Below are 13,565 nucleotides of genomic sequence, written 5' to 3'. Positions count from 1 at the left end.
GCCGACCCGTCCGTCAGCGCGGGGCCACGGCCCACGGGGCGGAACGCAGATCGTCCGTTCCGCGCCGTGACCGCGTGCTCGCGGGCGCGTCGGCGGCCTTTCCTATCGCGACCATCGCGACGATCTCCCACCCAGGGTTCGGCCGGAGCTCTTCGGTGAGCGCTTCGAGATCGAAGGCGCGGAACTGGTGGGTGGACAGGCCCATGGCCTGAGCTTGGAGGCTCAAGTGGGCCACCGCCTGGCCGAGGTCGTAGTCGGCGAACTCGGAGTAGACCACGTCGCACCCGTCGACATGGCGGCGCGCCAGCGCCACGACCAGCAGCCCCGCGTCCTTGGCCCACCGCGCGGAGCTGGGCGCCAGATGGGGCAGCACCCGCTTGTGATCCGGCTCCCCGGGCCTGGCCATGAGGAAGCCCCAGGGCTGGGAATTGCCCGCGGAAGGGGACCACCTGGCCGCTTCCAGGAGCAGTTCCACGGCCTCGTCCCGCACGACACCGGCCGGATCGAAGGCGTACGGGCTGAACCGATCGGCCAGCAGCGGGTGCAGCCGACCGGCCCACTCAAGATCATCAGACATGATCGTCACCAACTGCCGTCCCGAGCGATTCATTTCCACCGGCGCGCGAGTCCGTGGTGCCGCCCGAGGTCCGAGGCGCTGCCGGAGGTCTACGTCCGTGCCGACCACCAGTTCGACGGCCGGGGCGTCCCGGGCCGACCCGCGTCCAGCTCGGCCTGGTGCACGGCGTCGTGGGCGGCCAGGGAGGCGCGCAGGGTCAGGATGTCCGCGCCCCGGGAGGCGTCCAGCCCGGTGAGCTCGGTGGCCTTGCGCAGCCGGTAGTCGACCGTGTTCGGGTGCACCTGGAGCCGGGCGGCGGCCCGGCGTCGATCGAGCCCCCGGGCCAGGAAGACGCGCAGCGTGTCGAGCAGCTCCGGGCGGGCGTCCAGCGGTTCGAGCAGTGCGGCCAGCCCCGCCCTGGCCGGGCTCGGGCGGCTCAACTGGTATTCCAGCAGCACGTCGTCGAGCAGGTACAGGCCGGGTCCCCGGCCGGACGCCTCCGCCACGGCCCGCACCTCGCCGGCCAGCCGGGCGGCCTCCGCGACCCCTTCCGGCGCCGCGACGGTCGCCGCGGCCAGCAGCTCGGCGCCGCACATCCGGCCGAGCTGCTCGACCAGCCGGGACAGCCACGCCCGGTCCACGTGGCCGGATTCGGCCGGCGGTGCCTCGTAGGGGATCAGCACCGTCCCGCCGCCGCCGGACAGCACCGAGAGCGGAACGCCCGTCGTCTGGCGTTGGATTTCGTTGCGCAACCGCCGGAGCTTGCGGCGGGCGGCGACCGAGTGGTTCACACCGGGCACCAGTTCGTCGGGGTGCGGCCCCACCGCGATGCTCAGCACCAGGTAGCAGGCCGGCAGCCGGATGCCGGCCCGGTCCGCCGCGCCCTGCGGACTGCCGCCCTCCAGCAGCCGGGACAGCAGCGACTGCAGCGCGACCTGCTCGTCGCTGAGGGCCGTCTGCCGCTCCTGCACGTACCCCGAGGCCACTTCACAGCTCACCAACCGCAAGTACGCGAGCATCTGGCGCTGCACCAGCAGTACGTCGGCCAAGTCGCCCGGCTCGGCCGCGGGGAAGACCCGGGCGGCGCATTCCTCCGCACCGAGGTGGTAGGCACCGACCACGGCCTCCAGCGGCACGCCCTCGTCGGCGCGCCTGGCCGACGACTCGCGGATGACCGCCGCCTCGGCCTGCCCGAGCATCTCTCCGGTGCGCAGGACGGCCGCGAACCCCCGTATGCCGTGCGTCACCTGCTTGGCGATGTCGCCGCCGAGCTGCTCCGCCGGTAGCGTCCCGTATACGGGGAGCCGCTCGACCAGCCTGACCATCACGGCGCGTTCGAGCGCACCGGCCGCGTCCTGAAGCCGCTTGTGGACCGGCACACCGCCGAACCGCGGCACCCGGTCCCGTTCCAGGTCCCGTTCCACCGCGTTGGATCCGGTCACAATCCACCTCGCACATCTTTGTTCCCCACCCCGGAGACCCGGCCGCGTACCGGCCCCATGATGTTTCCGGGACATCACTTACTGGTTGGTAACACGACTGGCCGGTGCATGGCCAGATGTGGCAGGACCTCGGCCGCATCGTTCACCGCATCTCCTTGCCGGGGACCGCCCGCCCCGGCCCGACGCGGCGCGCACCGGACCCCATGCGGCTGCGTCGGACCCCCCACCCAGGATTCGAGGAACGCATGTCCAAGACGGCCGTTCGCCTGATATCCGTCGCTGTCGCAGCCGCCGCAGCCATGGCCACCGCTCCCGCCGCCACCGCCGTCGCAGCTACGCCGCCGGCCGCCGCGCCGGCAGCCGCGACGGCCTCGGCGAGCGACCCGTTCTACAGCTACGGCGGCAGCGAGCCGCTGTCCACCTTCACCCCGGGCACCGTGCTGAAGACACGGACCCTGCCCTACCACGTCCTCGGCATCCCCACGCCGCTCAAGGCGATCCAGCTGCTCTACCGCACCACCGACGCCCAGGGCCGCCCGGCCGCCAACGTGACCACGGTGGTGCGCAGTCTGACGGGCGACAGCAGCAAGGCGGTCTCCTACCAGTCGTTCTACGATTCGCTGAACCCGCAGGACAGTCCCTCCCGCGCGATCGCCGGCGGCGTCACCCTGGGTGGTGCCATCCCCAATGCGGAGGCCCTCTTCATGGCGCCGCTGCTGCTGCAGGGCTACAACCTCGTGATCCCGGACACCGAGGGACAGCAGGCGAACTTCGCCGCAGGACCGGAGTACGGGACGAACACCCTGGACTCGATCCGCGCCGCGACGAGGGCGACCGAGACCGGCCTGGACTCCACCACGTCGTTCGGCCTCCTCGGCTACTCGGGCGGCGCGATCGCCACCAACTGGGCCGCCGCGCTCGCGCCCAGCTACGCGCCGGACGTGAACCGCCGGCTGGTCGGCTACGCCGAGGGCGGCCTGCTCGTGGACCCGGCGCACAACCTGAAGTACGTCGACGGCTCGCTGGCCTGGTCCGGTGTCATCCCCATGGCCGTCATCGGCGTTTCCCGCTCGTACGGCATCGACCTCAAGAGCTACCTCAACAGCTACGGTCTGAGCGTCTACAAGGACCTGGAGCGCGGCTCGATCATCAACGCCCTCGGTCACTACCCGGGTCTGACCTGGAAGAAGATGGCGAAGCCGGAATACGCCGACCCCAACTCGATCCCCGCCTTCCTGACGGCGATGAACAAGCTCAACCTCGGCTCCGCCGGCACCCCGACCGTCCCCGGCTTCATCGGCCAGGGCAACGGAGGCGTCTTCGAGGGAACCTTCAGCAACCGCCCGGGCATCGGCACCGGCGACGGCGTGATGGTCGCCGGCGACGTGCGCTCGCTCGCGCGGCAGTACTGTGCCACCGGCGGCTCCGCCGTCAAGTACGACCAGTACGAGCTGCTCAGCCACACGGGCGCGACCCTGGCCTGGGCCCCCGTCGCGCTGGGCTGGCTGGGCGACCGCTTCGCGGGCCGGACCGCGCCGTCCGACTGCGGTCGGATCGCCAGCGGCAACTCCCTCGCCCCGGAGACGGCCGCTCCGCGGTCGTGATCCGCGGCGGCCCCCGCTGCCCGACGGCGCCGACGGCTCGTGCACCCACGGGACGTCGGCGCCGAAGGCATGTCCGCGCCCTGGCCACCTGAGCGCGAGCAGGGGTGGCGCGCAGCGGGCCGGCTTCCCGACGGGACACGCCGCCCGGGCGCAGGACCCGCGGCGGCTGTATCTCTCCCGCGGGCGGCCGACGCGCAGGCCGACGCTGAGCGGGTCGTCGGGCACGCCCGGAGGGACGCTCACAACGCTGTCTGCCCGCTGACGAGATGGCGCGACGGTGGTGGGAAGCGCCGGCGCAGCGCGCCCGGCCGTTGCGGCCCAGGTCAGTTGACATCACCGCGGTCCGCTGGCGAGGGACGCCGGCGCGGGCACCGCCTTCTCCGCCGCCCGGCTGACCTGCTCCCAACCGGAGTAGGTCGCCTTGCGGCGTTCGGCCACGTCGACGGCGAGGTCGTACACCATGCTCCCGAGGACCATGCGTATCGGCGGTTCCTCGGCGGCGACCAGTTTCAGGAGTGCCTCGGCGGCCAGCCGCGGTTCGCTGTCGATCGATCCCTCGGCCCACTGCCTCTCCAGTTCGGCCCGCAGCGGGGCGTAGGCCGCGATCGGGGTGGTGGTGCGCATGGCCGCGTACAGGTCGGTCCAGTAACCGCCCGGCTGCACGATGCTGACCTTCACGCCGAACGGGGCGCCCTCCATGGCCAGAGCCTCGCTCATCCCCTCCAGGGCGAACTTGCTCGCGCTGTAGAGGCCGGTGGTCGTGAAGCCGGAGATGCCTCCGATGCTGGAGATCTGGACGATGTGACCGTCGCCCTGGCCCCGCAGCACCGCCATGGCCGCTTGGCTGACCCAGAGGGCGCCGAAGAAGTTCACCTCCATCTGCGCCCGGGCTTCGGCCTCGGTGAACTCCTCGACCATGCCGGCCGACAGCGTGCCGGCGTTGTTGACGACGATGTCGAGCCGTCCGAAGTGGTCGGCGGCGGCTTCGACCGCGGCGACCGCGGCGGCCCGGTCGGTGACGTCCGCGGTCAGCGGCAGGACGCGGCCGGGGTGGGCCGCCGCCAGTTCGTCCAGGGCGGCCGTCGTACGGGCGACGGCCGCCACCCGGTCGCCGGCGGCGAGAGCGGCCTCCGCGAACGCTCGCCCCAGGCCTCGACTGGCGCCGGTGACGAACCAGGTCCGCGGTCCGTCGGCGACCGGGCCGGCCGATGCTGCGGTGGTGGTGGTCATGACTACCTCTTCCTCTTTCGTGGAACCGAACCCATTCAAGAGACGAGACGGTCCGTCTCGCTCGATCGTCAGCATGGCACGCGCGGGACGAGTTGCGCAAGACGGATCGTCTCGTCTCTCTGGATTGGGTAGGGTTCCCCCATGACAACTCCGCCGTCCAAGGCCCCCAACGCCGCCCGGCGCAGCGAGGCCTCCCGCCGAGCGATCCTCACCGCCGCCTTCGACCTCGCCGGAGAGCTCGGCTACGGCAAGCTCAACATCGAGGCCATCGCCACCCGCGCGGGAGTCGGCAAGCAGACCATCTACCGCTGGTGGCCCAGCAAGGGCGCCGTTCTCTTCGACGCGTTCCGCATGCTCAGCGAAGGCCACGGCGTAGGCCACGGCACAGGTCACGACGCCGGCCGCGGGGAGGACCCCGCCGCCGGACTACCGGACACCGGAGACCTGGCGGCGGACCTCAAGGCGGTGCTGCGCGCGACCCTCGCCGAACTCCGGGACCCCCGCATCGCCGAACCCATGCGTGCGCTGACCATCGAGGTCGCCGGCGATCCCGAGCTCGCCGCCCGGTACGCCGAGCACCTCGACGAACCCGTCCGCGCGCTCAAGCGCAGCCGCCTGGAGGCCGCCCAGCAGGCAGGCCAACTCGCCCCCGGCGTCGACCTCGACCTCGCCATCGACGCCATCTGGGGCCCGCTGCTGAACCGCTGGCTGCTGCGCACCGGACCGCTCACCCCCGCATACACGGACGCGCTCGTCGACAACGCCCTCCACGGCCTGCGTCCCCCCGCGCCCCAGGCCGCCGACTGACCACCGCCGCACAGCGGGCGGCGGTGCCGAGGGTGCGCCGGCCGCCCGCACGGCACGGACGCGACGACTCGGCCCGGACGCCCTGGACCCGGAGCTGCCCGGACCGGACGGCATGGTCGGGTCCGCACCCCCCGCACCGGTGTCCACCGGCCCTCACCCGTGCATGCGGGCGCCCTTGAGGACCTTGTCCACGGAGTTGCGCGGCCCGTGGACGGCGATCCCGACCAGGTCGAGCTGGTCCGTGCGCACCGCCGCCACCGCCGCCCGGTTCGCCCGGTCGTGGCCCGTGGCGAACAGGTCCGACGTGAACACCGCGATCGGCAGCCCACGGCGCAGCGCCCTCTCGTGCGCAGCCGTCACCGCCTCCTTCCCACCCTCGAAGACCAGCACGGGCTGGCGGAACATCGGCAGGTAGGAGGTGCCGTCGGCGTCCAGGTACGGCTCGCCGACCACCTCGGGGAGGACCGTTCCGAGCCCGCTGACGAGGAAGGCGGTGACGTTCAGCCGCTGCCACGTCTCCAGGTCGTCGCGCAGCAGCACCGCGATCTTGGTCTCGAAGCGCACGGGCCCGTCCGCTCCGCCGCCCACGCCGACCTGCCCGCCGTTCTCCAGGCTGTCCCCGCTTTTCCCGCTGTCCCCGCTCTTCCCGTAGCTGTCGATGGGTTGTTCGTTGATCGTCTCGTTGCTCATGACCCGACCCTGCCGGCCATACCCCGGGTCGGTCTTGTACGTTCTTTGCGTGCCCCCCAACGAGAAGTCACGGCCTGGCTGTTGATCAACCCGTGCGATCGGTTGACTCGTACGAGTGGCGCGCGGGGCATGGCGCCGCAATCGGTCGGTCCGCGCGCCTAGACTCGGCGGTCATGTCGCTCTGGCTGCTCAACCATTTCAGTACGTTCACCTTGGCCGTCGTCGCCGTCGGAGGAACCGTTCTCCTTGCCGTCGCCGGCAGCTTGCTGCTGCGTCGCAGGTATCCGTCGTTGGCCAGGGGCGAGCACAACGACATGGTCGGCGTGACGCTGGGCATGTTCGGTGCGATCTACGGGATCATCCTCGCCTTCGTCATCGTCACCCTCTGGACGCAGTTGGACGACACCCAGACCATCGTCGCCTCCGAGGCCACCGACGTGGCGCTCATCAGCCGGGACTCCGCCGCGTTCCCGGAGCCGGTGCGCGCCGGTCTCGATGCGGCCATCAGCGGGTACGTCCATGCGGTCGTCGAGGACCAGTGGCCCCGTATGCGCTCGGGACGACCCAGCTACGGGGCCACGGAGGTGCACCTGCAATCCGCCTTCAGGGTGCTCCAGGCGTACGAACCGAAGAGCCAGACGGAGCGCGTCTTCTACGAACAAGCCGTCGAGCACCTCAACGACGTCGCCTCCCAGCGCCGTGCCCGCCTGACCATGGCCCGCCAGGAACTGCCCCCGCTGCTCCAGGCTTTGGCCTTCGGCGGTGCGGTCGTGCTGGTGCCGCTCACGTTCCTCTACGGTCTGCGCAAGCTGCGGGTGCAGATCATGTTCATCGCTTCGGTATCCGCGCTGATCGGCTTCAGCCTGTTGTTGGTCTTCGTCCTGGACCGCCCCTTCTCCGGCGACCTCAGCGTCAGCCCGGATCCCTACCGCGAAGGAGCCCTCGCCCAGTACTGGACGCCCTGAACCGAAGGCGGGAGCCGGGCCGCCCCGCTCCGGTCAACCAGCGGCACGCAGGCTCCGCGTGTGCTCCCGGACCTGCGCCGGCGTCAAGTACATGTCGGTGTCCTCGAACTCCCGCAGCGCGGGCGGCCGCGCGGCCTGGAAGCCGGTGCGGACGAAGTCGTCGCCGGCCACAGCGTTCAGCAGCCAGTTGGTCATCACCCGGGTCTTGGCCACGTTCGTGCGCAGTGCCGACCAGTGGTACCCCCGGGCCACCGCCTGGGCCGGCAGGCCGCGCAGTGGGATGCCCAGGGGCTTGGACACGGCGTCGGTGCCACCGAGGTCCACGACCAGACCGAGGTCCTTGTGTACGTACGACCGCAGCGGCTGCCCGCGCAGCGAGGCGACCAGATTGTCGGCCAGGACGCGTCCTTGGCGCAGCGCGTGCTGAGCGGTCGGCGGGCAGATCGCCCCGGTCCCGCCCTTGGCCAGGTCCGGGACGGCGGCGGCGTCTCCCAGAGCGAACACCCCGGGCGCCTGTGGCACCGTCATCTGTGGTGTCACCACCAGCCGTCCCTTCTCCGTCTCTGCGTCCATGGTCCCGATCAGCGGGCTCGCCGCGACGCCGGCCGTCCAGATCAGGGTCCGGGTCGCCAGGGTCCGTCCGTCGGTGAGCGTCACTTCCTCGGGCCCCGCCTTGGCGACGCTGACCCCGAGCGAGACACGGATGCCGCGCCTGCGCATGATCTCCAGCGCCGTGCGGCCCAGGGAATCGCCCAGCTCGGGCATCAGCTTGGGAGCCATGTCCAGCAAGTGCCAGCTGGTCTGCCGGGCGTCCAGCCGCGGGTACCGCTTCACCGCGTGGTCCGTCAGCCGCTGGAGGCACGCGGCCGTCTCGGTGCCCGCGTATCCACCGCCGACCACGACGAAGCACAGCCGGGCCGCCCTCTCGGCCTCGTCCTGACTGGCGTCCGCGAGGTCGAGTTGGGCGATGACGTGGTCGCGCAGGTACGCGGCCTCGGCGAGGGTCTTCATGCCCCGCGCGTGGTCCAGTAGCCCCGGAATGTCGAAGGTGCGGGTGACGCTGCCGGGTGCCAGTACGAGGTGGTCGTACGGCTGGTCGATCACCTCGCCGGTGATCTTGCGGACGATGACGACCTTGGCCCCGGTGTCCACGCCGATCGCCGCGCCGGGAACGATCCGCGTGCGGTGGCGGCTGCTGCGGCGCAGGGACACGGCGATGGACTGCGGTGTCAGCACCCCGGACGCCACCTGGGGGAGGAGGGGCAGGTACAGCTGGTAGGAGTTCGGGGTGATCACGCTGATGTCGGCCTCGCCGGGGGACAGGCTGCGCTCCAGACGGCGTACACATTCCACTCCTGCGAAGCCCGCGCCCACCACGAGGATCCTCGGTCGCGCCACGGTGTCGTCCTTTCTGAGGTCCACCAGGTCGGTGACGCGCCTGCCCGGTTCGCGGCGTCGTGCACCTGCCGGGCCGCAGGAATCACCCGTTGGCCGAACCAGGACCCCGCCCGGGGAAGGCGCCGGCACCTTCCCCGTACCTGCCACCGCCGAGGTGAACGCGACGACGTCCGGAGGGGGGTTTGGAAACGTTCAGACGGTGCAGACGCGGTGTTGACACCGACCACACATCACGAGGTAGGAGACCCACCATGGGCATCATCGCCTGGATCGTCATCGGTCTGCTCGCCGGCATCATCGCGAAGGCGATCATGCCGGGCAAGGACCCGGGCGGCATCATCATCACCATGCTCATCGGCATCGCCGGCGGCCTGCTCGGTGGCTGGCTCGGCAAGGTCATCCTCGGCGTCGACTCGATCGACGGCTTCTTCGACCTCTCCACGTGGATCGCCGCCATCATCGGCTCCGTCATCCTGCTGGCCCTGTACCGCGTGGTTACCGGCGGTCGGCACTCCCACCGGCACGCCTGACAGGTGCGCCCGGACGGCAGTACTGGAAGCGGCTCTCCCGGTGCGAGGGAGAGCCGCTCCGTCGTTCCCGGCCGACCGCCGGCGGCCGCCCTTTCGTACCGCCGCCTCCTCCGCGGCGCCGGCCGTGAGGAGGTCGTACCCCACCCGTTCGGGTGGTCTCGGGGCCCCGGGGTGCTTCCCACGTTGTCCCGGGAAGGCCTGGGCAAGGCCACGATCGGCCCCGCGCTCGACCGGGTGATGGGTCGGCCGGGCTGCGAGCGTGTCGTAGGAGCGACTCGGCTGGCACCCGCGCGCCGAGGACGCCCTGTGGCGCCCCGACCTCCAGGAGCCCAAACGCTCGCAGAACGGCAGCTGGAACGTCCGTTACCGGGGCGGAGTGAAGTCCGGAGCCGTCGAGACCCTGCGCGGGCTCGTCGCCACCCGTGCCCCGTGGCTGAGGATCCGCTACGCCTTCTGACGCCCGCACGCCCAACAGCACACCACCCCCGCACGCCCGCCCGCCGTCGGGGCCGTTGCGGGGGTAGCGTGCCGGGCATGGACCTTCGCACCACTGTTGAGCGCGCTCAACGCCTCAAGCACCTGCACGGCGCGTACAAGCCGCTCGTACTGCCGACCGTGTGGGACGTCTGGTCCGCGCGTACGGCGGTCGCGGCCGGGTTCGCGGCGCTGACGATCGGCAGTCATCCGCTCGCCGAGTCCCGGGGGCCGAGGACCACGAGGGGCAGACCTTCGAGGAGGTGCTCGCCGCCGTCAGGCCGATCATCGGGGCGGTCGACGTTCCCGTGTCCGTGGACCTGGAGGCCGGGTACGGACAGGAGCCCGCGGACCTCGTCGCCGGACTCGTCGAGGCCGGCGGTGTCGGCCTCAACGTCGAGGACACCGTCCATTCGGACGGTGGACGACTGCGCAGCACGCAGGAGCACGCGCGCTACGTCGCCGGCCTGCGCGCGGCGGCCGACGACGCCGGGGTCCCCGTCTGGGTCAACGGGCGCACGGACCTCTTCCTGCACGCGGACGATCCCTCCGCCGTCCTGGACGAGGCGATCGAGCGGCTGCGGTCCCTGGAGGAGGCAGGAGCCGACAGCGTCTACCCGGTGCGCATCCAGGACGACGACGACCTGCTCAGGGCCGTGATCGAGGCCGTCGGCATTCCGGTGAACTCCACGGCCCACCCCGTCAAGCACGACCTCGAACGCTTCCGCCGCCTCGGCGTCGGTCGGATCACCTACGGCCCGCTGCTGCAACTCGCGATGACGGACGCGATGAAGGCCGCGCTCGGGCCCTGGGCGCCGTAGGCGACCCCGTACGGGTACAGGTCCGGATCGCCGGGTGTTCGCGGCCGAGGAGCGGGCATGCGCGCACGGAGCCCGTACGAGACATCCTCGGCCGAAGGACCCTCCGTGTTGTTCCTGGCACTGCTCGTTCCGCCCCTGTTGATGTGCGCCCTCCTCGGGCTCGGACGCTACGAGGAGTACGTGCTGGGCCCGGTGAGAGGTGACCGCGCGCCGGCCCGGGCGCGGCACCTGCGCGTCGTTCCGGAACCCGTAACGGAGGACTCCCGGGCCGAAGCGCCGCGGCCGGCGGCGTCGCGGGGCAAGCACGGGCGCCACGCGGCCTGAAGCGTGACCGATCGACAAGGAGCCACATGATGGCTTAAACGTTTCATCTCCGACGCAGATGGTTGAAACGGGACGTCGTAGCACCAAATCCAGCCGTGCGCAGTCGAGTTGATTGCATGACGCACCCATTGTGCAGGAACCTTGATGTGCGCCAGCGAACACTTCGCGGGTGCCTCAGTCGCTCGTTTTCCGTGCAAGGAGAGTGCGTGCGCATGAATACGAAGAGGCTCCTACGATCGGCCGCCGTGGCATTCGCCGCGGCAGCGTCGTTCACCCTGACCATCCCCGGCAACGCCTACGCCATCGACCACGTCGAGTGCCGCGGCGGCGAGAACTTCCTGAAGATCTGGTCCCACAGCGGCGGCTCCAACAGCGTGGACTGCTATGCGAACAAGGGCCGGACCGGCTTCGGAGGTTGGTGGGTCGACAAGATCTCCACCGGTAACAACGACCTCATCTACTACGACGCCAACGGCGACTCCGTGCGGATCAACCGCTGGACCGAGATCACCTTCCCGAACCGCCCGCCCAAGGTCAACTCCATCGAGATCCTCTGAGGTCTGAGGTCTGAGGTCTGACTCCTCGTGGGGATTCCCCCGCAGGTCCGGGTGCCGCCCCCCGGCCCATGCTCCGCGGCCTGCGGGGGAGTCCTGCTCGGGCCGGTGCTCCCCTTGTGTCGTCGCAGTTGCTCACGGCCAGCCTCCGAGCAAAGGCGCGGCCGCATCGACGGGCTCGCCGACGGCACGCCGGCCACGGGTGACATGAGCGTCCCCGACCCGTCCGGCGGCCGACCCGCCTGACCCTCCATCCCCGGCGTTCAGAAGGCGATGTCGTGGACGACCACCCCGAGGACGAGAAGGACCAGGGCGAGGACGACGCCGCAGGGGAGACGGAAGCGTGCGGCCGGCCTCCAGTACACACCCGCCGCTGCGCACGTCGACTGCGGTGCGGCGCCTTGTGACAGGGATCCCGACCTCCCGAGGTCGGCACCGCACCTGACACCACCGCCGGCCCGACCTACTGGGCCAGGTAGCCGCCGTCGACGGGGAGGACGGTGCCGGTGATGAAGGAGGCGGCGTCGGACGCGAGGAAGGCGATGGCCCGGGCCACTTCGGCGGGCTCGCCGAGCCGGCCGAGCGGGTGCAGGGCCGTGATGCGGTCGAGGTACTCGGGGCCGTCGGGTTCGTCCGCGAGGCGGCGCACGCGCTCGGTGCGGATGGTGCCGGGAGCCACCGCGTTGACCCTGATGCGGCGCCCGGCCCACTCGACCGCGAGGTGCTTGGTCAGCCCGGAGGCGACGAACTTGGCCGGTCCGTAGGCGGCTTGGCGGGCCTGGCCGGCCACACCGGAGATCGAGGAGACGCAGACGACGGACCTGCCGGTCTCCTGCCCGGCCATCTGCGCGATGGCGTACTTGCAGCAGAGGAACATCCCGCGGCCGTCGACGGCCATCACCCGGTCCCAGTCCTCCGCGCTGGTTTCCAAGAGGCCCGACAGCGGCAGGATCCGCGCGTTGGCGACCAGCACGTCCAGCCCGCCGCCCGCCGCCACCGCGGCGTCGGTCATCCGCTCGGCGTCCGCGGGCCGGGACACGTCCCCGGTCACCACGGTCACCACGGTCACCTCGTGCGCGTCGCCCCGGTCGGCGCAGTCGCGCCGCAGCGCGCTGAGCCCCGCGGTGTCCAGGTCCGCGGCGGTCACCCGGGCCCCGAGCCGGGCGAAGAGGTCCGCGGTGGCCCGTCCGATCCCGCTGGCAGCGCCCGTGACCAGGCACGACCTGTCCGTCAGATCGACGAGTCCGCCAGTCCGCACGCCGCACCGCCTCCCTTCGCGGGGCAGGTCCCTACCCCGCCACCGGCCTCCCCAACGAACCGGAGGCCGTACCGGTTACGCCCGGCCGCCGGCGGCCCGTTGCGGGGCGAGGGTCAGGAAGTCGTCGTGAGTACGGAGCCGGAGCCCGGGCCGGTCCTCGGCCAGTGCGGCGATCATCGCCGCGGCGAGCCGGCCCGCGGGCACCGGCCGGTAGGGGCGGGCGGGCCCCACCAGCAGGGGGGCCAGCACGGTCGCGGCGCCGCTGCCGAGCCCCTCGCCCCGACGGTGCGAGGGTCGGTGCCCGAGGATGAAGGAGGGCCGGAAGAACTCGGTCTGCGGGTAGCCCAGCGCCGTCACCTCCGCTTCCATGTCCCCCTTGACCCGCAGGTAGAAGGTCCGGGAGCCGGAGCTCGCGCCAACCGAGGAGACCACCGCGATCCGCTCGGCGCCCGCCTCCCGGGCCAGCCCGGCCACCCGCACGGTGTGGTGCTGGTCCACCTCGCGGAAGGCCTCTTGCGAGCCCGCCTGCCGGATGGTGGTCCCCAGAGCGCCGTACACGTCGGCCCCACCGGGCCCGAGGGTCAGATCGTCGGCCCCGAGTTCGGCGAAGTCCACCACCCGGGTGTCCAGCCGCGGGTGTTCGAGGGCGAGCGGACGCCGGGCCAGCACGGTGACGCGCGCATACAGCGGATCGTGCAGCAGCCGCGCCAGCAGCTGTCCGCCGACCAGTCCGGTGGCTCCGACCAGGAGCGCGCTACGGGTCACGGGAGGTCCTTTCCGTCCCCGACGGCCGGCCCGCCGGTGTCTGCGCAGGATGCCACACGGGTGTGCGTGCGCCGGCGTCAGACGCGGTCCGTGGAAGCTGCCTTCCTTGTAGCCGGTCAGGAACGCTTCCTCGATGCCGGTGGCGAG

Annotated in this window: 13 protein-coding genes and 2 pseudogenes; 8 read left to right on the top strand and 7 right to left on the bottom strand. The window is 71.6% G+C overall.

Going from position 1 to position 13,565, the window contains the following annotated elements; genetic code table 11:
- Positions 1 to 13: 13 nt before the first annotated feature.
- Positions 14 to 577: a nitroreductase family protein gene (locus tag ACZ4UB_RS29200; RefSeq protein WP_468074668.1), complete on the bottom strand. Its 564-nt coding sequence runs from the start codon at positions 575 to 577 to the stop codon at positions 14 to 16.
- Between the two features lie 89 nt (positions 578 to 666).
- Positions 667 to 1,998: a PucR family transcriptional regulator gene (locus tag ACZ4UB_RS29195; RefSeq protein WP_468074666.1), complete on the bottom strand. Its 1,332-nt coding sequence runs from the start codon at positions 1,996 to 1,998 to the stop codon at positions 667 to 669.
- A 245-nt stretch (positions 1,999 to 2,243) separates the two neighbouring features.
- Here ACZ4UB_RS29195 and ACZ4UB_RS29190 point away from each other — a divergent pair, with 245 nt between their 5' ends.
- Positions 2,244 to 3,602: a lipase family protein gene (locus tag ACZ4UB_RS29190; RefSeq protein ID WP_468074664.1), complete on the top strand. Its 1,359-nt coding sequence runs from the start codon at positions 2,244 to 2,246 to the stop codon at positions 3,600 to 3,602.
- A 333-nt stretch (positions 3,603 to 3,935) separates the two neighbouring features.
- Here ACZ4UB_RS29190 and ACZ4UB_RS29185 read toward each other — a convergent pair whose 3' ends face one another.
- Positions 3,936 to 4,832, bottom strand: coding sequence for an SDR family NAD(P)-dependent oxidoreductase (locus ACZ4UB_RS29185; protein ID WP_468074662.1), 897 nt, complete (start codon positions 4,830 to 4,832; stop codon positions 3,936 to 3,938).
- A 141-nt stretch (positions 4,833 to 4,973) separates the two neighbouring features.
- Between ACZ4UB_RS29185 and ACZ4UB_RS29180 the strand changes: the two genes are divergently transcribed.
- Positions 4,974 to 5,639, top strand: a complete 666-nt coding sequence (locus ACZ4UB_RS29180; RefSeq protein WP_468074660.1) for a TetR/AcrR family transcriptional regulator — start codon at positions 4,974 to 4,976, stop codon at positions 5,637 to 5,639.
- Positions 5,640 to 5,792: 153 nt separating this feature from the next.
- Here the strand turns inward: ACZ4UB_RS29180 and ACZ4UB_RS29175 are convergent, their stop codons facing one another.
- The gene (locus ACZ4UB_RS29175; RefSeq protein WP_468074748.1) at positions 5,793 to 6,227 is read right to left on the bottom strand and encodes a DUF2000 family protein; all 435 of its coding nucleotides are present in this window, start codon (positions 6,225 to 6,227) and stop codon (positions 5,793 to 5,795) included.
- A gap of 275 nt (positions 6,228 to 6,502) precedes the next feature.
- Between ACZ4UB_RS29175 and ACZ4UB_RS29170 the strand changes: the two genes are divergently transcribed.
- A complete protein-coding gene (locus tag ACZ4UB_RS29170; protein ID WP_468074658.1) occupies positions 6,503 to 7,294 on the top strand; it encodes a bestrophin-like domain in 792 nt (263 codons plus the stop codon).
- 33 nt (positions 7,295 to 7,327) lie between these two features.
- Here the strand turns inward: ACZ4UB_RS29170 and ACZ4UB_RS29165 are convergent, their stop codons facing one another.
- Positions 7,328 to 8,692 (bottom strand): NAD(P)/FAD-dependent oxidoreductase, encoded by a 1,365-nt coding sequence (locus tag ACZ4UB_RS29165; RefSeq protein ID WP_468074656.1) that lies wholly within the window; start codon positions 8,690 to 8,692, stop codon positions 7,328 to 7,330.
- A 251-nt stretch (positions 8,693 to 8,943) separates the two neighbouring features.
- On the opposite strand from ACZ4UB_RS29165, the gene ACZ4UB_RS29160 reads away from it, so the two are divergent.
- The 5 genes and pseudogenes from ACZ4UB_RS29160 (at position 8,944) to ACZ4UB_RS29140 (ending at position 11,398) form a co-directional block, all read left to right on the top strand.
- Positions 8,944 to 9,222, top strand: coding sequence for a GlsB/YeaQ/YmgE family stress response membrane protein (locus ACZ4UB_RS29160; RefSeq protein WP_468074654.1), 279 nt, complete (start codon positions 8,944 to 8,946; stop codon positions 9,220 to 9,222).
- A gap of 274 nt (positions 9,223 to 9,496) precedes the next feature.
- Positions 9,497 to 9,679, top strand: a pseudogene (locus ACZ4UB_RS29155) (spore photoproduct lyase family protein); the annotation flags it as partial.
- A 77-nt stretch (positions 9,680 to 9,756) separates the two neighbouring features.
- Positions 9,757 to 10,517 (top strand): annotated as a pseudogene (locus ACZ4UB_RS29150) (isocitrate lyase/PEP mutase family protein).
- Between the two features lie 57 nt (positions 10,518 to 10,574).
- Complete coding sequence (locus ACZ4UB_RS29145) at positions 10,575 to 10,841, top strand: hypothetical protein (RefSeq protein ID WP_468074652.1); 267 nt, start codon at positions 10,575 to 10,577, stop codon at positions 10,839 to 10,841.
- Between the two features lie 212 nt (positions 10,842 to 11,053).
- Positions 11,054 to 11,398, top strand: coding sequence for a beta/gamma crystallin domain-containing protein (locus ACZ4UB_RS29140; RefSeq protein ID WP_468074650.1), 345 nt, complete (start codon positions 11,054 to 11,056; stop codon positions 11,396 to 11,398).
- A gap of 460 nt (positions 11,399 to 11,858) precedes the next feature.
- On the opposite strand, the gene ACZ4UB_RS29135 is transcribed toward ACZ4UB_RS29140, so the two are convergent.
- Entirely contained in the window at positions 11,859 to 12,653 is a 795-nt protein-coding gene (locus ACZ4UB_RS29135; RefSeq protein WP_468074648.1) for an SDR family NAD(P)-dependent oxidoreductase, read from the bottom strand.
- A gap of 75 nt (positions 12,654 to 12,728) precedes the next feature.
- Positions 12,729 to 13,418: an NAD(P)H-binding protein gene (locus ACZ4UB_RS29130; protein ID WP_468074646.1), complete on the bottom strand. Its 690-nt coding sequence runs from the start codon at positions 13,416 to 13,418 to the stop codon at positions 12,729 to 12,731.
- Positions 13,419 to 13,565 lie beyond the last annotated feature (147 nt).

This window comes from Streptomyces sp. NPDC028419 (genome assembly GCF_055565515.1).
This window is presented reverse-complemented; position numbering and strand designations above follow the sequence as displayed.